The organism is Alcanivorax quisquiliarum (assembly GCF_023051175.1).
Lineage (GTDB): Bacteria > Pseudomonadota > Gammaproteobacteria > Pseudomonadales > Alcanivoracaceae > Isoalcanivorax > Isoalcanivorax quisquiliarum.
On record NZ_JALKII010000002.1, the window covers coordinates 16,032 to 34,360 of the forward strand.

Consider the following 18,329-nt stretch of genomic DNA (forward strand, 5'->3'; position numbering starts at 1 on the left):
GGGTGATTCAGTTATCCTGTTGTGGTGTATCTGATTGGTATCGGGCGGCTGCTTCCTTCAGGCGCAGCACTCTTTCCCGTTCGCGCTCCAGTTCCCGGGCCAGTTCCTCTTCAGAGGGCAAGGCCGTCAGGTACTTGGAAGCGAACAGTTGTTTGCTTTCGCTGAGTACGGAGTATTTGGCGACGGTGTTGTTGCGCTCGCTGCACAGGATCAGCCCGATGGTCGGGTTGTCGTCGGGGCGGCGTTTGTGTTCTTCGTACATGCGCACATACATGTCCATCTGCCCTACGTCCTGGTGGGTGAGCTTGTGCATTTTCAGGTCGATCAGCAAAAAGCACTTGAGATGGAAGTTGTAGAACACCAGGTCGATGTAATAATCGCCGTCGTCGGTGCGAATGCGCTGCTGGCGTTCGACAAAGGCAAACCCCTTGCCCAGCTCCAGCAGGAACTGCTGCAGGTTGGAGATGATGCCCTGTTCGAGGTCACTTTCCTGCCAGGTTTTATCCTGCAGGTTGAGAAAGTCGAGGATGTAAGGGTCGCGCAGGTAATGTTTGGGATCATCCTGCAGCGGTTCGGTTTTATCCTGTGCTTCCTGCTCGACGATGGATTTATCCTTGCTGGCGAGCAGGCGTTCATAATACAGCGTGCCGATCTGGCGCTCCAGTGCGCGGACGCTCCAGTTCTCGTCCGCCGCCTCATCCACATACCACTGTCTGGCAGCAGGGTTTTCGATGCGCATCAGGGTTCGATAGTGGCTCCAGCTCAAAACACTACGCAGTGTGTAGTGTTTTGGGAAAGTCAGGTAGAACTGCCGCATATTGCGCAGGTTACCCACATCGAACCCCTTGCCAAACTCAGCCTGCAAGCGCTCTGACAACTGTTTGAGCTGCTGCTTGCCGTACTCGGCACGCTCCTGCCCTTGCTGCTCCTGCTCCACAATCAAACGACCGATATGCCAGTAGGCCTGCACCATGTGTTGGTTTACTGCCTGCCTGACCTGTTGCCGGGCCTGGGCTATCACTTCGGCGATGGATTGATACAGGCCGTTTTGGATCAGTTCCTTATCGGTCATGCTGTGCCTCCTGCCTGATAAAGGGCTTGAGCACTGCGATCAGGTCACCCACATCATCAGGCGTGAATACGCCATCAATGCCCTCATGGGAAATACTGTCGAACGGCGGCTCGTAGAGTTTGTCCACGGCAATGCTGCCGTACTGGGCTATGTAGTTCTTCAGCAGGTTCATGAAACGCACCTGCTGGGCGGTGAGGTTCGGGTGCTGGTGCAGGAACTGCTTGAAGTGCTCTTCGACGGCTTCGGGGTCAAGGCCTATAATTTCCCGCACGGTGAGGTGCAGTTGGTCGGCGGTGCGGCCGTAGAACTCGTTGAGCACCTCCAGGCTGACGCCCGGATGACTGGTCAGGATGGTTGAGGTGAGCGTTTTCAGTTCGGACTCGGCAATGGGCTGGCCCTGGTGAATTTTCTGCAGTGTCGGGTTGCCAGCCACCATAGCGTCGAGTATGTCCTTGAGGCGGCGGCGATAGAGCATCGCCTCGTTAGCACCGGCGATGCGCATTTCCCGCACGAACCTCTTCACGCCCCCATCCGCGGTTTTCGTTCTCCGTGTCTCGTAGAGACCTCCGCCGCCACCGCCACTACGGTACTTCATGATGCCGCGCAGCTCCGTGCGGGTATGCTCCAGGCGGTGGATGCTCGGCTGCTGCCAGAACTCGGCGCTTCGCACTTCTGCAATGACGGCATCCTTCTGGCGGACGGCGCCGATGTTCACCGCCAGCTTGTCCAGCTCGGCCAGTAGCTCGATCTTGCCGTCCTCGAAACAACTGGCCTGCTCCACCATGCAGCGCTGAATACCAGCAACCAGCCGATCGAAAGCAGTGGCGTGCTTGTCGCGCAACACCCGGGCCGCCATCAATGGCGCAATGACGGTCTCCAGCAGATGCTGCGTTCTGGCGCTGAATTCCTGCAGCTGCGAGGTTTGCTGCAGCTGGTGCACGGTGCGCAGCTCACGCCTTACCGCAATGCTGGTATCCGGCAGATCGTTGATATCCGCCGACAGCAGGTCGATGGCCACATCAAAGGCGGCGGCATGATTGTGCTTGACCGCGGTCTGCGCCAGTTGCAGACGCGCTTCGAAGGCGGTCTGCAGCAGTGATTTGCCGCCGGTGTCCTCCGGCTCCTGATACTCCTGCTCGAAGTAGTCGAAGTTGCCGTAGTGGTCGAAGATCAAAAATTCGGTCTTGTGTTTGCCCGGGCCAAACAGGTTGGGCCGCAGGCGGGTGCCCCGGCCGATCATCTGCCAGAACTTGACCCAGCTCTTGACCGGTTTGGCGAAGACCAGGTTGACCACCTCCGGCACGTCGATGCCGGTGTCGAGCATGTCGACCGAGATCGCAATGCGAAAGTCGTTGTCCGGCTTCTTGAATTCCTTGATCAGGCTCTCCACATGGGGGATCGCGTTGTGAATGACCTTGCAGACCCTGCTGCCATATTGCGGGTAGAGCTTGCAGAACAGCTTTTCCAGGTGCTCGGCATGATCCTGACGCTGGGCGAAGATGATGGTCTTGCCCACCAGGGAGCCGGTCTCGTCCCTGATGCCGTTGTTGATCAGGTTTTCGAGGATGATGCGGTCGGTGTCTTCGCTGAAGATCTTGCGACCGATGTCCTTGCCTGCGATGGTGGTTTGCCGCGCCTCTTCTTCGCCAAGATCCTCCTCCAGCTGGCGCTGCTGCGCTTCTGTGAGCTGACTGTAGTGAATACCGTCACGCAGGAAGTCGGTGGTCAGATCCTTGACCCGAAAGGGCACAAGATAGGGTGGATCATTGTTGATCGCGGCATCCAGCCCGAACTCGAAGGTAGGGTCGGTGGTTTCACAGTCGAACATGTCGAAGGTGTTGCGGCTGATGAATTTCACCGGCGTGGCAGTCAGCCCAACCTGAAGGGCATCGAAATAATCGAACAGGTCGCGGTACTTGTTGTAGATGCTGCGGTGGCTTTCGTCGGCGATGATCAGGTCGAAGAAGCCCACATCCAGCTGGGCAAAGCGGTTCATCATGCCCGGGTAGGTGGCGATGTAGATGCGCGCGGTCTGGTCGACCTTGCCGCTTTCACCGATCACACAGCGCGGCTCGCTGGGCAGGTTTTGCTTGAAGGCGTCATCGGCCTGCACGCGCAGCTCTTTGCGGTCACAGAGAAACAGCACACGTTTGGCCCAGCCGGTTCGCAGCAGCAGCTCAGCCAGGGCGATGGCGACACGGGTTTTGCCGGTGCCGGTGGCCTGGATGATCAGTGCCTTGCGCCGCTGATTCTGGAAGTGGGCGGCAACGGTCTTGATCGCCTCAATCTGGTAGGGTCGGTCGGCGATGCTCAGTTCCGGATTGAAGCGTTCCAGCTCTTTCTCGCGGTAGTTGCGCTGATATATCAGGTATTCGAGGCTGTCCTGGCTGTAAAGGCCATACACGGGTCGATAGGTGTTGTACTGGGCATCGTCCCAGATGAAGGTTTCATAGCCATTGCTGTAGAAGATGACCGGACGCTGCAGCCCCATTCGCTCGAACCCATCGGCATACAGCCGGGCCTGCTCGCGGCCGGCCTGCAGGCTGACATTGCCGGACTTTTTGGCCTCGATCACCGCCAGTGGCTGGCCGTTGTCACCCCACAACACATAGTCGGCGTAGCCCTTGCCTGACGGGTTATCCGGAAAGTCGACTTCGACCTCCAGGCCCACCTGCGCCGGGTTACTGACATCCCAACCCGCCTGCAGCAGCATGGCGTCGATCATCAGCGCCCGCGTCTTGGCCTCGTTCCATTGCAGGCTGTCGGCAACCTGTTGGCTCTCACGCTGGCGTTTCTGCTGATCGGGGCGAGCCGGGGGCTGGAGCTTCTCCAGGCCGCGGGTACGCTGCTGCTCCAGCTCGGCAATCACCTGCTGCAGAGCTTCCTGCTTCTGGTCTAGTTCCTTTTCATAGGCCGACACCGACTTCTGCAGGCCCACCAGGGTGGCCGTGGGATCGGGCACCTCAACAAACTCGGGAATACTGGCTTGCAGTACACCGTAGTATTTGACCGCCATGTACATGGCCAGCTGATAAGCAGTCTTGAGCGCCAGCTGGGCGTTAAGCAAATCCCCCTCGGCACCATGGGCAGCATCGTTACCTTGGATTCGCAGAAAATTAATTTGATGAATCAACGGCTTACTGGTGCAATCCGCAAACACTGGGCTTTTCACCAGCTCATAAAAGCTGGCCTGGGGCAGGCGAGGAAGAGCCTCTTCCTTATAGATGGTCTTGGTCAGCTCTTCTGCGAAACTGCGCAGGCGAGTCAGGGCGCTGCCGGGGTCGATGTGCAGTACCGCTTCAGCCAGGCCCGCCAGAGTGGCCAGCGATTCGTTGCCGGGGCGCAGGAATTCGAAATTCACCGAGGTCATATACGTTATTCTGTCCATGCTGCATCAATAGCGAACATCGTGAGCGAAAATCGTGCCAACGCTAATCAATGTCGTATTTTTCCATCCAGTTGCTCAGCGGCTGCTGGCTTTTCAGCCCCAGTAAGCTGGCAGCCTGAGTCTTGTTCCCGGCAGTGTGCGCCGGCGCTTGCCGCAGATACGAGCGCACAAAATCCCCCAGCAAGGCTTGTATATCAATACCTTGGGAAAAATCAGGGCGTTGCCTGGTCTTGCAGGCCCGGCATTTCAAATAACGCACTCGCCATATTCCGGGGTTTGATAGTATCACCCCCGCACCAAAGTGCAGCTCGCAGCAAAGCAGCCTGCCATTCCCTGACGTTCCCGGGCCACTTATGCCGAAGAATAATATCCTTTGCGTCTGCGGAAACTTTCTTACCGACCAGAGCAGGGCCCCAGCGCGGTCAGCAGCACGTCGCACGATAGCAGCAGATCGTCCTCTCGCTGTCGTAAAGGCGGCGGTTGAAGAACTCCCACGGCCACACGATAGAACAGATCCTCCCGAAAACGCCCCCCGGCAACATCTACCATCAGGTTTCGATGCGTAGCTGCTATCAGCCGCACATCGACGCGCAGTTCCGCCGCACCACCTACCGGCGTACAAACGCCCGCTTTATGGGAAACCCTTCTGTTCGTGAAAGACCGCCAGCTGAGGCTGGACGGGAAGACGTCACGCCAACCCTGAAGCGGAACCAGATCCTGCGGCTGCTTCTGTATCGACCACAGCTGGCGGGGCTTTCTACCACCCCCATCTGAGCCCGGCCCCCGCCAACCTCTGCTACTCACATCACACCAATCTAATTAATAGATAAAAATCCATCAAATTTATGCCTTATAAGATAACAAAACAGATGGATAATTATCTCATCTACTTCAAAGGTAGTGACCGCATCCAGCCAGCCCGGCAGCAGCTGCCGCCGGCGGCGCAATCCACCGATACACCGATGAAAGGAAGGCGAATAATGACGAAGGTACTGGTGCTTTATCACTCCATGTATGGCCACATCGAAACCATGGCGCAGAAGGTGGCCGAGGGGGCTGGCAGTGTTGACGGTGTGGAGGTCACCCTCAAGCGAGTGCCTGAAACCATGCCGGAAGAGGCATTCAGGAACGCGGGCGGCAAGGTGGAGCAGGCGGCCGAAATTGCCTCGCCGGCCGAACTGGCGGAATACGATGCCATCATCATCGGCACCCCCACGCGCTTTGGCAACATGTCTGCCCAGATGCGCAACTTTCTTGACCAGACGGGTGGTCTTTGGGCGCAGGGCGCGCTGGTGGGCAAGGTAGGCAGTGTGTTCACCTCCACCGCCACAGGTGGCGGCCAGGAGATGACGGTTGCTTCGACCTGGACCACGCTCGCGCACCACGGAATGATCATTGTGCCGATCGGCTATGCGCACCCGGCCATGGCGGATATTTCGCAAGTGAGCGGCCGGATGCCTTATGGCGCATCCACCATTGCCTACAGCGATGGCTCACGCCAGCCGGATGCCAACGAGCTGGCTATCGCTCGCTACCAGGGCGAGCTGGTGGCAAAAACCGCAGCCAGACTCAAAGCCTGATTCGCTCCGGGCTGGCCGATTCTCGGCCGGCCCTCTCTGCACCCTACACGCTGCACCGCACACGCTGCACCACACACAACCCGCTCTCTGCTGCCTTGCACTGACAGGCCGGCAACGCACTCCGCCACGGTATTTCTCCTCTCGGCTCACGGCGGTAACCGCTCGATAACACAGGGAGGTAACCCATGTTCATTCTTCGCCTTCGTCATGGCCTGGCCCTGCTTGCTTTGATCAGCTTTGACCTTACCACGACTGCCAGCGCAGCAAGCCTGTCCGGCGCCCTGGGTGTCACCGGCCAGGGCGATGCAGTGGTGCGCGCCGATACGTCATTCAAATGGACATCTCGCTGGTTTGAAAGTGATCGCGGCAGCCTGACGGGCTACTGGGATGCTGCTTACACTTACTGGGCTCGCGGCAAGCATTATCGCGCCGCGCACTCGCTCTCTTTCAGCCCGGTGCTGGTGTATGAATTCAATACGCGCCACAGCTTCACGCCGTATGTGGAATTCGGTATTGGTGCAGCGCTGTTTTCCAAAACCAGAGTGGGCGAACAGAAGCTCGGCAGCGCCTTCAACTTCGAGGATCGCCTGGCCTTTGGCCTGGCATTGCCGGGCCAGCAGCGAGTAGGCATACGGGCCATCCATTACTCCAATGCCGGGCTGAACCATCCGAACAAAGGCATCGAATCCTACTCGCTGTTCTATAGCCGGGCGTTCTAGCGCTGATTTAGCGCGGGCGCAAAACTAACGCCTCTGACATCTGAAAGCACTTGCGGGCCTAAGCGCCTGCGACCCAGTGTCTGCGACGCCTGCCGATTCGTGGCTCTTGCTGATCGGCGACTTCTGACGATCTGTGACCTCTTTCAATCTGGGACTGGCGCCGACCGGCTGTTTTTACCGGCTGCGGCTACGGCCAGCACAGTCTCTTCACCTACTGACCTGCTCGGGCAAGAAAAACCGGAAGCGACGGCGTGCCACGTTAGCCCTTGCCGCTGCTCTGAGCCACATGGCGGGCAAAGTTGTCCAGAATGGCCTGCCACCCCTCACGTTGCTGCGCGATGGAGTGAATCTGCTCAGCCTGGAAGGTGACGCGCACACGCACTGCTCCGCCCATGGGTAGAAATTCCACGCGAGCGGTGCGGCCACCGAATTCGTATTCGATCAGGCGATGTGGCGCGATGCGTGTGTAGGTGCCGGCGAAATCAAAGCCTGCGCTGCCATCCTTGGCCTCCATGCGCGACGAAAATGTGCCGCCCTCGCGCAGATCCACAGTGGCGGCAATGGTGTGCCAATCCTCCGAGGCACTGTTCCATTGCATGATATCCGCTGGCGTGGTGTAAGCATGCCAGACCACATCCGGCGGCGCGTCGGCCAGTGTTTCCACGGTAATTGTTTCCATGCTCATAACGCTCTCCCTGCTTCGCGCAGCTAGTGGTTGATCTCCGGCTCTACCAGCCGGGCAAGTTTTTGCAGTGATTCCTGCCAGCCGAGATAGCAGGCATCGGCGGGTATCACATCGGGCACACCCTGCTGCTGTATCACCAGCTCGGTGCCGAACGGCACGGCCTTCATTTCTACCGTTACCGTTATCTCGCCCGGCAGGCCGGGATCATCAAACACGTCGGTGTAGACCAGCCGCTCATTCGGCACCAGCTCAAGATAAGTGCCGCCGAAAGAATGACTTCGCCCGGTGGTGAAATTACGGAAAGACATTCGGTGCTGGCCGCCTTCGCGTGCATCAAGCTGCTCCACAGTGCCGAGAAAACCGAAGGGCGGCAGCCAGCTGGCCAGTGCATCCGGCTCGATAAAAGCGCGGTAGACTTTTTCAGGGCGGGTGGCGATCACGCGGTGCAATCGAATGGTGTTTGGCATGGTGCTCTCCTCTGAGCTTGCCTCTGAGCTTGCCTCTGAAATTTCCTTTTCCTCTTTTAGAATCAGCCGCGATGTTGCTCCGCCTGCGGCTGGAACAGCATTTGCAAATAACGGTACAGGTGATCGATGCTATCGGCGGCCACCTTGGCGCCGCCGTTCGCCTTGGCCAGAATGAAAGCGCCCTGTAGCACCGCCTGGGTGTGCAGTGCCAGTGATTGCGCTGTCCAGGCTGGCGTGAGCCCACGGCTCTCCATCGCCGCCTGGATATCGTCCACCAGCGTTGCCGCGTGGTTGCTGATGCTCAGCGCGCAAGCCTCGCGCAGCGCAGGCACGCTTTGATACGTCTCCTGCACCATGGTGCCCACAAGGCAGGTGAACTCCGGCAGCTCGCCCTGCAACAAGGCTTTGCGAAATTCGACGTATCCCAGCACCCGCTCCAGCGGATCAGGGAGTGTGTGATAAGGTGCGGCCGCGAACAATGCGCCCGTCATTTGCGACCAGTGCTCAGCCGCCGCCACACCCAGCGCGTGCTTGCTTTTGAAATGGTGGAAGAAGGCGCCCTTGGTGACGCCCGCAGCGGCGCACAGCTCATCCACCGTGGTGGCGGAATAACCTTTGCTGCGAATGAGCATCAAGGCTGCATCAAGCAGCCGGGCGCGGGCATCCGCTTTCTGTGGGGCTCGGGCCATCGTTACCTCTCCTTGCTTGTGCAGAACATACCAACCGGTCGGTATTTTCGTCAACCTCGGCGGACGTGCGCCGTCACAGCAGCTCGAAGGCGGCATCGGGAGAGGCTGAAAAGCGGGCTGCCATGGCGGGAAAGCGGTAGCAACGCCGTAGAGAGACAAGAGAAGACAACATGAGTGCGCGGCACAGTGGCAATAGCGGGACAAGCGAGGGTCTGAGGCACGGCTCAGAAGCCAAACTCAGAGGCGAGAGTCAGAAGCGGAAGCCAGAGACGAGCTGGAGACGAACCAGAGGCGAGAGCAACACGGCAGGCACGCCGCCGAAAGCAGAAACCGGACGAGCAACCCGCTGGCCACCGGCTGCCCGGAGACAACTGAAGGCGGCACGGCGCGCACCGCCGCGCCACCCTCCATCACCGGCTCATGCGGTGAGCTTCACCGTCAACTTCGCGACGTGTTCACCCTGATAGCGGGCAATCTCAAGCTCGCGTTCATCCGGTTGCCGGGAGCCATCGGCGGCGGCGATGGTGGAGGCCCCGTAGGGTGTGCCGCCGCCTACCTGCGAGATATCGGAAAGCTGGGGAATGGTGTAACCGATCGGCACGATGACCATGCCGTGGTGGGCAAGGGTCGTCCAGGTAGAAGTAATGGTCATTTCTTCACCGCCGCCCGTGCCCGTGGACGTGAACACACTGGCCACTTTGCCCGCCAACGCGCCTTTCACCCACAGGCCGCCGGTCTGGTCGAAGAAGTTGCGCATCTGCCCGGACATATTGCCAAATCGGGTCGGCGTGCCAACGATGATTGCATCATAATCGGCCAGCTCCGTCGGCGAGGCGATCTCTGCCTTTTGATCAACCTTGCCACCGGCATCCCGAAACAGATCAGCCGGCATGGTCTCGGGCACGCGCTTGACCGTCACCTCTACTCCGGCCACAGAGCGCGCCCCCTCTGCCACTTTGTACGCCATTGTTTCGATATGCCCATACATCGAATGATAAAGCACCAGTATCTTTGCCATGTTTCACAAACTCCATGTTGTTGAACCATGCATTAGCCCAGGCGGCTTGTCTCGCCCGGCACAGGCATCTCCCACCATACTCCTTGCGTAGCGCGGCGGCAGCCCGAATCAAGCGCTTCGGATAGTTAGCCCGAGAGCGCTGGTTTGCACCTTTAAGCGGAGCGTTCCATGCTATGCGCCTTCGTTTCTGGCTCGGACTTCAGGCCCCATGACCGTCACCCCCTTTTTATACCGCTGCACTGTGACACCCCGCTACACTGATATCGATACCTGGCGGCACATCAACAATTCGCGGCTTTACCAGATTCACCAGGAAGCGCGCATCCGTATGCAGATTCACCTGTTCGGCGAGGATGCCTGGTTCTCCGATGGCATTCGCCTGCGGCCGGCTCGCAGCCGTACTCAGTATCAGCGCATGAGCTGGTACGGCAGCGATATCGACGCCGAAGTGCGGGTGCTGGATTGCGATGCTGAGAGCGTTCATCTGCGCAGCGAACTGTTCCAGAACGGAGAGTCGGTGGGCTATCAGGAATGTGTGATGGTTGCGCTGGCCAAAGGTAAGCGAGTGCCGCTGCCAGCCGAGATCCGCGCCACGCTGGAAGCGCATTGCGCCGCAGCGCCTCAGCCCATGGCGGCGACGGATTATCCATCTTGCCTGCCGCAGGCGCCGGCTTTCCCGCTACGGCAATCGCTGACGCCGCGCTATGAAGATCTGGATGCCGACAGCCAGCGTAGTGAAGCGGCGCTTGGGCGCTACATTGAACAAGCTCGTTTCGGCAGCATGCGTGGCATGGATCTCGGCGGCGCCGGCATCGTCATCGCCTCGGCGGACATTACTTTTCTTGATTACCGGGCCGGATGGACGCCGGTCGAGCTGGCTTCCGGCATACACCATATCGGCAACCGCTCGTTCAGCATTCTCGGCTGTGTTTCGCAAGACGGCACGGTGCAGGCATTGGCGCAGAGTGTGATGGTGCTGGTGGATCGCAACAGCGGGCGCCCGGTAGCGATGCCGGCAGTGCTGCGGGAGCAATTGGAAGCGTGGCAGGCCCGCACACCCGGGCCTGCCTCGAAGTAACGACTCAGGCGCGCTCGATCAGCATCGCAATCCCTTGCCCGACGCCTACGCACATGGTGCACAGCGCATAGCGCCCGCCGGTGCGTTGCAGTTGCAGTGCGGCGGTCATGACCAGGCGGGCGCCGGACATGCCCAGTGGATGGCCCAGCGCGATGGCGCCACCGTTGGGATTGACGCGCGGATCGTCGTCGGCAATGCCCAGCTCGCGCAGCACGGCCAGTCCCTGGGCGGCGAAAGCTTCGTTCAGCTCGATCACGTCGATCTGCGCAAGGCTGATCTGCTGCCGCGCCAGCAATTTCTGCACCGCCGGCACCGGGCCTACGCCCATGATGCGCGGCGCCACGCCGGCGGTGGCCATGCCGAGAATTTTCGCGACCGGGTGCAGGCCACGCGCTTGCACCGCCGCCGCGCTGGCAACCAGCATGGCTGCCGCACCATCGTTCACACCGGAAGCGGTGCCCGCGGTCACGGTGCCGTTCTCGCGGAATGGCGCACGTAGCGCGGCCAGTTTTTCCAGGCTGGTGGCTCGGGGGTGTTCATCCGTATCGACGATCAGTGCCGGTTGCTTGCGGCGTGGCACACTGATCGGAACAATTTCTTCGGCAAAGATGCCGGCCGCTTGAGCACGGGCGGTTTTTTCCTGTGAGCGCAGCGCAAACAGATCCTGATCTTCCCGCGAAATGCCAAATTGCTCGGCCACGTTTTCTGCGGTTTCCGGCATGGAATCCACGCCGTACTGCTGCTTCATCAGCGGGTTGATAAAACGCCAGCCTATCGTGGTGTCTTCGATCTGCTGCCCGCGCCCGAATGCGCTCTCGGCCTTGCCCATCACATAGGGTGCGCGCGACATGGATTCCACGCCGCCCGCCAGCACCAGTTCCATTTCGCCGGCACGGATGGCACGAAAAGCAGTGCCGATGGCATCCATGCCCGAGCCGCACAAGCGGTTGAGCGTGGTGCCCGGCACCGAGGTGGGCATGCCGGCCAGTAGCGCCGACATGCGCGCCACGTTGCGATTGTCTTCGCCGGCCTGATTGGCACAGCCCAGCATCACTTCATCAATATATTCCGGCGCCAGGTCGCCGGCCTGCTCCAGCACAGCCTTGAACACGTGCGCAGCCAGATCATCCGGCCGCACGCTGGCCAGGCTGCCGCCGAACCGGCCTATCGCAGAACGCCGCGGATGGCAGATGAATACGTCGCTCATGATCACTCCTTTGCTTTGTTCAGCGCGGCGAGCTACGCCGTCGGGTTTCAGTGTCGCCGGCTGGCCGTGTTTATTGCGCCTGGCCGGCATGGTGTGCGGCGGTGCGCTCTTTCAGCTCGCGCAGCACGGTCAGTTCCTGTTCGGTGGGGGCGGGCGTGGTATCCAGTGTCTCGGCAAAACGGATTTCCCAACCGGTCGCTTCGATCACCTGCTCGCGTGTCACGCCGGGATGCAGGGCTGTCACGGTCAGCTCTTTGGTGGCCGGATCGGGTTTGAGCACGCACAGGTCGGTGATAACGACAGTCGGGCCACGGCCGATATTCGGCACGTTGTCACGCGCCTTGCCGTCGCGGCCAAAACCCACGGTGGTGATGAAATCCACCTCTTTGACAAAAGTTCGCCGGGAATGCGTCACGGTGATAAACACTTCTTTCGCGTTGGTGGCGATTTCCGGCGCACCGCCGCCGCCCGGCAGGCGCACTTTCGGCTGGCGGTAATCACCGATCAATGTGGTGTTGAGGTTGGCATAGCGGTCGATTTGCGCGGTGCCGAGAAAGCCGACGCTGATATGGCCGCCCTGCAACCAGTAGCGAAACATTTCCGGCACTGCCACGGTGGTCAGTGCCGATGCACACAGCTCGCCATCGCCGATGGACAACGGCAGCACATCCGGCCGTGTCTGCAAGGTGCCAGATTCATAAATCAGGGTCACATCCGGCGCATGCGTCAGGCGCGCCAGGTTAGCCGCCTCGCTCGGCAGACCAATGCCGACAAAACAGGTCATGTCGTTGGTCAGCGCACGCGCGGCGGTGATGCTCATCATTTCTGCGGAGGTGTATTCAAGGCTCATGATACCGCTCCTTCTTCGAAAACATTTTCCTGCAACCAGCTCTGAAAGGCGTCGCGATCGCGGGCGATTGCGTCCCAGCGTTTGTAGAAGGCGTTGTCGCGCTCGTAATAGCCCAGTGCATAGGAAGGCGCCGCCCCACGAGGCGACACGGCGATGGCAGTGATGGCCCAGGACGGCAACACGCAAGCATTGACCGAGGCGCCCAGATCATCCACCACTTCCTCGACGGTGACGATGCTGCGCTTGGCGGCGAGCACCGCTTCTTTCTGCACACCAACGATACCTTCCACCAGTACGTTGCCCTGCCGGTCGGCGCGCTGTGCGTGAACCACGGTGACATCCGGCCTGATCGACGGCACCGCGGCCAGGCGCTCGCCGGTAAACGGGCATTCGATAAAACGAATCTGATCGTTGACCTTCGGCAGATCACTGCCGATATAACCGCGCAGCACCGCCAGTGGCAGGCCAGCCGCGCCGGCCTCAAAGGCGCACGCCATGGCGGCGTGGCTGTGTTCCAGAATTTCCAGCGGTTGCGGCCAGCTTTTTTCAACTGCATCACGCAGCCGGTGCAACGAGCCGACACCGGGGTTGCCGCCCCAGGAGAAAATCAGCTTTTTCGCGCAGCCGGCACCGATCAGCTGGTCGTACACCAGATCGGGGGTCATGCGGATCAGTGTCAGATCACGCTTGCCCTGGCGGATGATCTCGTGACCGGCGGCAAACGGAATCAGGTGGGTAAAGCCCTCCATCGCCAGCGTATCGCCATCGTGGATGTGCCGGGCCACCGCTTCTTTCAAAGAGAGGAATTCCGCCATGGGCTGATCTCCTGTAGCTCAAAGACAATGTTCTTTATGCGAACATATGTTTAATATGCGAACATAATGCCGTGGCCGCTTCGGCGGCGTCAATACTTTTCGCCGCCTTTTGTGCAGTATCGGATTACTGTTCGCCCTGCGAACAACCTGTTAATCTCTGCGCCCTGGCTGCCACGCGCCCGTGAAATCTGTTTCAGGAGCCCTGAACCGAATGGATGAACCCACCGTAAAACCTGGCGACCGTGACTTTGTCGGCGCTCTGGCTTCCGGCCTGCAAGTGCTGCAAGCCTTCGGCGCCGAGTGCCCGCGCATGACGCTCAGTGAAGTGGCGGCGCGCACTGACATGGACCGCGCCAAGGCGCGGCGTTTTCTGCTGACCCTGCATGCGCTCGGCTATGTGCGCCGCGACGGCCGGTTGTTCGAGCTGACCCCGCGCGTGCTGCAACTGGGCTATGCCTATCAGACCGCGAATCAGCACCGGGCGGTGGTGCAGCATTACCTTCAGCAGATCACCGCGGAACTGGGCGAATCGTCGTCGCTGGCGGTGCTGGATGGCGACGAGGTGGTCTATGTATTGCGCTCCGCGGCGCCGCACCGGCTGATGGCGATTACGCTGTCTGTGGGCACGCGTCTGCCGGCGGCGTACACCTCCATGGGGCGGGTGTTGCTCGCGCAACTGCCACAAGCGCAGCTGGAGCAGTTTCTGGGCAGTGTGCAGCCAGCGGCGCACACTCCTTCTTCGGTCACTACTGTGGCCGCGTTGCGTAAACAGATACTGCTGGCCCGCGAGCAGGGCTATGCCATCGTCGATCAGGAGCTGGATCTCGGCCTGCGCTCGGTGGCCGTGCCAGCCTTTGCCGGCAATGGCGATCTGCTCGGCGCGATCAACATCAGCACCAATGCCGCACGCGTTTCCATGGATACGCTCACCGGCCAATATCTGCCGGCGCTGCTGGCGCTGGCGGAAACAGTGCGCGGCGCGGTGCGCACCGCCTCCGGCTGATCAGCCCTGGTCGCCGCCCGCCACAGGCAGCACGGTGCCGGTGATGTAGCTGGCGGCATCGGAGGCGAGAAACAGTATCGGCTCGGCCTGCTCTTCCAAGGTGCCGTAGCGGTGCATGAAGCTGCTCTGGCGCGTCTGATCGATCAGTGTCTGATACCACTGTTTTTCCTGCTCGCCCTGCTGTTCGGTATTGCGGGGCGTGAGCCGGGGCGGTGCCTCGGTGCCACCGGGTGCCGTTGCGTTGACACGAATGCCGTGCGGGGCGTATTCAAACGCGAGATTGGTGGTCAGCCCGTTGACCCCCGCTTTCGCCGCACCATAGGGCACGCGCATCAGCCCGCGGGTGGCCACCGATGACACATTGACGATGGCGCCGCCCTGCTCTCGCAGCATATAAGGCAACACCGCCCGGCAGCACCACAAGGTCGGAAACAGCGACCGGCGTATTTCCTTTTCGATCTGCTCGGGCTGGTAATGTTCATAAGGCTGCGCCCAGATGGTGCCGCCGACGTTGTTGATCAGCACATCAATACGCCCGAATGCCTGATCGGCCTTGGCCATGACGTACTCGGCGCCGGCCCAGGTTTCCAGATCCGCCTGCATCGCCATCACGTCCGCGCCCTGCTCGGCCAGCGCGGCCGCGACGCCATGCACGTGCTCAGCGATATCCACCAGCACCAACCGCCCGCCTTCGGCAGCAGCGCGCTCGGCGACACATTTGCCGATTCCCTGCGCGGCACCCGTAATCACCATGGTCTTGCCGGCAAACCGGAGCGTGCTCATGCCACCTCACCTGCCAATGCTGGCGTGCTGGGCGTAAAGCGCTCGTAATGAAACGAATGGGGCGTGACGCCTTGCTGCTGAAAATAACTTAGTACGCTATCGACCATCGGCGGCGGCCCGCAAAGATATACATCCACATCGCCTTCGTTCAGCGGTGCTTCATCCAGATGGTGGGTCACATAACCCTTGTTCGGATGATCACTGGCCTCACTGGAGACGACTGTCTTGAACGTGAACTGTTCAAGCTCTGCTGCAAACGTGTGCAACGCCTCAAGCCCGACAAGGTCTTCATCCTTGCTGACGCCATAAACAAGATGTACAGGATGCTCAAGGCCCGTTTTTTTCAACTGTTCCAGCATGGAAAGGAAAGGCGCAAGCCCTGTGCCACCCGCCAGCATCAGCACCGGCCTGGCCACCGGCCGCAGATAAAACACACCCAGCGGCCCGCCCAGTGTGAGGCGATCACCGGTCTTGGCCTTGCCAACCAGCCAGGAGCTCATCAGGCCGCCCGGCACATTACGGATCAGAAAGCTGAAGCTGCTCTCACCCGGCAAGGAGCTGAATGAATAAGAACGGGTCTGATTGGTGCCCGGCACTTGTACGTTCATGTACTGGCCAGGCAGGAACGCCAGCGGCTCATCGGCCTGAACTTTCAGTTCGATGGCTGTGGCGGAAACCAGATTCACCTCGGTCACGCTGCCCTGAATTTCTGCCTGCCCTGTCTTGCACAATGTCGAGGCCGCCGGGATGGCGATAACGCAATCACTGCTGGGCACCATCTGGCAGGTAAGCACCATGCCCTGGCCGGCTTCGTCTTCTGTCAGCGCATCTTCCAGGTATTCATCACCAAGATCGTAATCGCCCTGCTGGCAACTGCCCTTGCAGGTGCCGCACACACCGTCGGAGCAATCCATCGGCAGATTGATCTGGTTGCGGTAGGCCGCATCAAGCACGGTTTCGCCTTCGTTGCAGCGAATGAACCGGGTGACGCCATCCTCGAAATTGAGTGCAATATTGAAGCTCATGGTATTTCTCCCAGCGTCACAGATGATAAATATCGATCACCTGGCTGATGTAATCGTTGTTCAGCACCACCTTTTTCTCGGTAATAAGAGGCTGCGATCCTGATACTTCGAGCGTGCAAAACGCGCTGCCAAAAAACATCTGCGTTTTGTGGTAACGCTGGCTGCACGTCTGCCAGTTGTATCGCAGCCGCACGGTATCACCGTCGCGCTCGATAATTTCCAGGTTGGCGCGCAGATGTGTAGTGCGCGGCTCCGGCATGGAGCTGGCTCCGGAGCGCTCGGTCTTGATCCGATAGATGCGATCTTCCAAGCCCTGCCGGTTCGGGTAATAGATCAACGACAGCTCGGTCTGCGGGTCTTCGGTCAGACGGTCTTCGTCATCCCAGCATGGCATCCAGTAGACGACGTTCTCGTGATAACACTGTAGCCATTCGTCCCACTGGCGATCATCCAGCAGCCTTGCTTCGCGGAAAATAAACGCCTGAATTTCCTCGTAGCTGATGCTCATGTCGATGCCTCCTCTGGCGCCAGCGCAATGAAGCGCGCACGCTCTGCAGCCACGGCACGCAGCATTTCCTCAACCCAATACTGATGGTGCGTCACATAAAGCCCCTCGTCTTCCGGCAAAATACCGGTGAGGATCGGTTTCAGATCGATGCTTTGCGCAGCTTCATCCGGGCCTTCCAGCCAGTGTCTGGCGCCCCGGCTCATATCGTTCCAGCGCAGCCCTTCTGCTTCATAACCTTCCTGGCAGGCACGAAACTCTTCCAGATCGTCTGGTGTGCCCATGCCACTGACGTTGAAAAAGTCTTCGTACTGACGAATCCGGCGAGCACGTTCATCGGCGGGCTCATTTTTTGGCGCCCAGCAATAAATGGTGATTTCGGTCTTGTTCAGCGAGATCGGACGCAGCACCCGAATCTGGGTCGAGAATTGATCCATCAGGTACAGGTTGGGATAAACACACAGGTTCTTGGTGGTATTGACGATCGCATCTGCACGGGCAGCACCAAAGTTTTCCGTCAGCCTGTCCAGATGGTTGAATACCGGCCGCACCTGCGGGTTGGTCAAGCGCGTCCACAGCATCATGTGGCCGTTCTCGAAGGCGTAGAAGCCACCATCGCTGGACCAGCTCTTGGCATCGACTGCCTCAACGCCGCCTTTTTCGTAGTCCCGCTGCCCCATGGTGGACAGATAGTTCCAGTGCACGGTCCCCACATGATAACCATCAGCGCCGTTCTCGGCGGTCAGCTTCCAGTTGCCATCGTAGGTATAGGTGGATGTGCCGCGCAGCACTTCCAGGCCGTCTTCGGCCTGATCGACAATGTTGTCGATGATGCGAGTTGTTTCGCCCAGGTACTCCTGCAACGGCTTCACATCGTCGCTCAGGCTGCCAAATAAAAAGCCACGATAATTTTCAAAACGCGGCAGGCGCTTGAGGTCATGCGAGCCATCGGTATTGAATGAATCCGGGTAGCCGCCTTTCTTCTGATCACGCGCCTTCAGCAACTTGCCATCGTTACGAAACGTCCAACCGTGAAAGGGGCAGGTAAAAGAGGTTCTGTTGCCGCGCTTTTTCCGGCAAAGTGTGGCGCCACGGTGTGAACAGGTATTGAGTAATGCCTGCAACTCGCCATCCTTGCTGCGCGTCACCACGACCGGCTGTCGGCCGACGGTGGTGGTGAAATAGTCACCGGGATTTTCAATCTGGCTCTCGTGGGCCAGGAATACCCAGTTACCTTCGAAGATGTATTTCATTTCCAGGTCGAACAGCGCCTGGTCAGTAAAGATACGGCGATCACAGCGATAGTGCCCCTTGACCGGGTCCACCTCCACTGCGCCGCGTATTTTTTCCTCCAGCTGATCAAGTTGCCGTGTCATGTCCGCCGCTCCGCTTTATTGTGATTGATCGACCGTGTGCAAACGCCAGCCTGCTGCGCAGGCCGGCGT

The 18,329-nt window shown here is 59.7% G+C and carries 20 protein-coding genes; 4 read left to right on the plus strand and 16 right to left on the minus strand.

Features of this window, described 5'->3' with window-relative positions:
- Positions 1 to 7: 7 nt before the first annotated feature.
- The 5 genes from MU846_RS03100 to MU846_RS14590 all read right to left on the minus strand — a co-directional run bounded on the left by MU846_RS03100 (position 8) and on the right by MU846_RS14590 (position 5,264).
- Positions 8 to 1,072 (minus strand): PDDEXK nuclease domain-containing protein, encoded by a 1,065-nt coding sequence (locus MU846_RS03100; protein WP_246948321.1) that lies wholly within the window; start codon positions 1,070 to 1,072, stop codon positions 8 to 10.
- Positions 1,062 to 4,139, minus strand: coding sequence for a type I restriction endonuclease subunit R (locus MU846_RS03105; RefSeq protein ID WP_246948323.1), 3,078 nt, complete (start codon positions 4,137 to 4,139; stop codon positions 1,062 to 1,064). Before MU846_RS03105 ends, MU846_RS03100 begins: the two co-directional genes overlap by 11 nt.
- A gap of 364 nt (positions 4,140 to 4,503) precedes the next feature.
- Positions 4,504 to 4,719, minus strand: coding sequence for a hypothetical protein (locus MU846_RS03110; protein WP_246948326.1), 216 nt, complete (start codon positions 4,717 to 4,719; stop codon positions 4,504 to 4,506).
- Positions 4,673 to 4,864 carry an AAA-type ATPase lid domain-containing protein gene (locus MU846_RS14820; protein ID WP_442780654.1) on the minus strand — a complete coding sequence of 64 codons (192 nt, stop codon included), beginning with the start codon at positions 4,862 to 4,864 and terminating at the stop codon, positions 4,673 to 4,675. The genes MU846_RS03110 and MU846_RS14820 overlap by 47 nt, the downstream gene beginning before the upstream one ends.
- The gene (locus tag MU846_RS14590) at positions 4,854 to 5,264 is read right to left on the minus strand and encodes a sigma 54-interacting transcriptional regulator (protein ID WP_371738523.1); all 411 of its coding nucleotides are present in this window, start codon (positions 5,262 to 5,264) and stop codon (positions 4,854 to 4,856) included. Before MU846_RS14590 ends, MU846_RS14820 begins: the two co-directional genes overlap by 11 nt.
- Before the next feature lie 176 nt (positions 5,265 to 5,440).
- Here MU846_RS14590 and wrbA (MU846_RS03120) point away from each other — a divergent pair, with 176 nt between their 5' ends.
- The gene (gene wrbA / locus MU846_RS03120; RefSeq protein ID WP_246948331.1) at positions 5,441 to 6,040 is read left to right on the plus strand and encodes an NAD(P)H:quinone oxidoreductase; all 600 of its coding nucleotides are present in this window, start codon (positions 5,441 to 5,443) and stop codon (positions 6,038 to 6,040) included.
- Positions 6,041 to 6,225: 185 nt separating this feature from the next.
- The gene (locus MU846_RS03125; RefSeq protein WP_246948334.1) at positions 6,226 to 6,759 is read left to right on the plus strand and encodes an acyloxyacyl hydrolase; all 534 of its coding nucleotides are present in this window, start codon (positions 6,226 to 6,228) and stop codon (positions 6,757 to 6,759) included.
- 259 nt (positions 6,760 to 7,018) lie between these two features.
- Here the strand turns inward: MU846_RS03125 and MU846_RS03130 are convergent, their stop codons facing one another.
- The 4 genes from MU846_RS03130 to wrbA (MU846_RS03145) form a co-directional block, all read right to left on the minus strand.
- On the minus strand, positions 7,019 to 7,444 hold the full coding sequence (locus MU846_RS03130) for an SRPBCC domain-containing protein (protein WP_246948337.1): 426 nt from the start codon (positions 7,442 to 7,444) through the stop codon (positions 7,019 to 7,021).
- 23 nt (positions 7,445 to 7,467) lie between these two features.
- The gene (locus MU846_RS03135; RefSeq protein ID WP_246948340.1) at positions 7,468 to 7,911 is read right to left on the minus strand and encodes an SRPBCC family protein; all 444 of its coding nucleotides are present in this window, start codon (positions 7,909 to 7,911) and stop codon (positions 7,468 to 7,470) included.
- Between the two features lie 62 nt (positions 7,912 to 7,973).
- On the minus strand, positions 7,974 to 8,600 hold the full coding sequence (locus tag MU846_RS03140) for a TetR/AcrR family transcriptional regulator (RefSeq protein ID WP_246948341.1): 627 nt from the start codon (positions 8,598 to 8,600) through the stop codon (positions 7,974 to 7,976).
- Positions 8,601 to 9,018: 418 nt separating this feature from the next.
- A complete protein-coding gene (gene wrbA / locus MU846_RS03145) occupies positions 9,019 to 9,618 on the minus strand; it encodes an NAD(P)H:quinone oxidoreductase (protein WP_246948342.1) in 600 nt (199 codons plus the stop codon).
- A gap of 208 nt (positions 9,619 to 9,826) precedes the next feature.
- Here wrbA (MU846_RS03145) and MU846_RS03150 point away from each other — a divergent pair, with 208 nt between their 5' ends.
- Positions 9,827 to 10,696 (plus strand): acyl-CoA thioesterase, encoded by an 870-nt coding sequence (locus MU846_RS03150; RefSeq protein WP_246948344.1) that lies wholly within the window; start codon positions 9,827 to 9,829, stop codon positions 10,694 to 10,696.
- A 4-nt stretch (positions 10,697 to 10,700) separates the two neighbouring features.
- Here the strand turns inward: MU846_RS03150 and pcaF are convergent, their stop codons facing one another.
- The 3 genes from pcaF to MU846_RS03165 form a co-directional block, all read right to left on the minus strand.
- Positions 10,701 to 11,903, minus strand: coding sequence for a 3-oxoadipyl-CoA thiolase (gene pcaF, locus MU846_RS03155; protein ID WP_246948345.1), 1,203 nt, complete (start codon positions 11,901 to 11,903; stop codon positions 10,701 to 10,703).
- A gap of 70 nt (positions 11,904 to 11,973) precedes the next feature.
- Positions 11,974 to 12,753: a CoA-transferase subunit beta gene (locus MU846_RS03160; protein ID WP_246948347.1), complete on the minus strand. Its 780-nt coding sequence runs from the start codon at positions 12,751 to 12,753 to the stop codon at positions 11,974 to 11,976.
- Positions 12,750 to 13,568, minus strand: a complete 819-nt coding sequence (locus tag MU846_RS03165; RefSeq protein ID WP_246948348.1) for a CoA transferase subunit A — start codon at positions 13,566 to 13,568, stop codon at positions 12,750 to 12,752. Before MU846_RS03165 ends, MU846_RS03160 begins: the two co-directional genes overlap by 4 nt.
- A 211-nt stretch (positions 13,569 to 13,779) precedes the next feature.
- On the opposite strand from MU846_RS03165, the gene MU846_RS03170 reads away from it, so the two are divergent.
- Positions 13,780 to 14,571, plus strand: coding sequence for an IclR family transcriptional regulator domain-containing protein (locus MU846_RS03170; RefSeq protein ID WP_246948350.1), 792 nt, complete (start codon positions 13,780 to 13,782; stop codon positions 14,569 to 14,571).
- On the opposite strand, the gene benD is transcribed toward MU846_RS03170, so the two are convergent.
- From benD to MU846_RS03190, 4 genes are read right to left on the minus strand one after another with little or no spacing between them, the layout of a single operon-like run.
- Positions 14,572 to 15,354, minus strand: a complete 783-nt coding sequence (gene benD / locus MU846_RS03175) for a benzoate diol dehydrogenase BenD (protein WP_246948353.1) — start codon at positions 15,352 to 15,354, stop codon at positions 14,572 to 14,574. It lies immediately after the preceding gene.
- A complete protein-coding gene (gene benC, locus MU846_RS03180) occupies positions 15,351 to 16,379 on the minus strand; it encodes a benzoate 1,2-dioxygenase electron transfer component BenC (RefSeq protein WP_246948356.1) in 1,029 nt (342 codons plus the stop codon). Before benC ends, benD begins: the two co-directional genes overlap by 4 nt.
- Before the next feature lie 16 nt (positions 16,380 to 16,395).
- Complete coding sequence (gene benB, locus MU846_RS03185; protein ID WP_246948358.1) at positions 16,396 to 16,887, minus strand: benzoate 1,2-dioxygenase small subunit; 492 nt, start codon at positions 16,885 to 16,887, stop codon at positions 16,396 to 16,398.
- The gene (locus MU846_RS03190) at positions 16,884 to 18,260 is read right to left on the minus strand and encodes a Rieske 2Fe-2S domain-containing protein (RefSeq protein ID WP_246948360.1); all 1,377 of its coding nucleotides are present in this window, start codon (positions 18,258 to 18,260) and stop codon (positions 16,884 to 16,886) included. Before MU846_RS03190 ends, benB begins: the two co-directional genes overlap by 4 nt.
- Between the last annotated feature and the right edge of the window lie 69 nt (positions 18,261 to 18,329).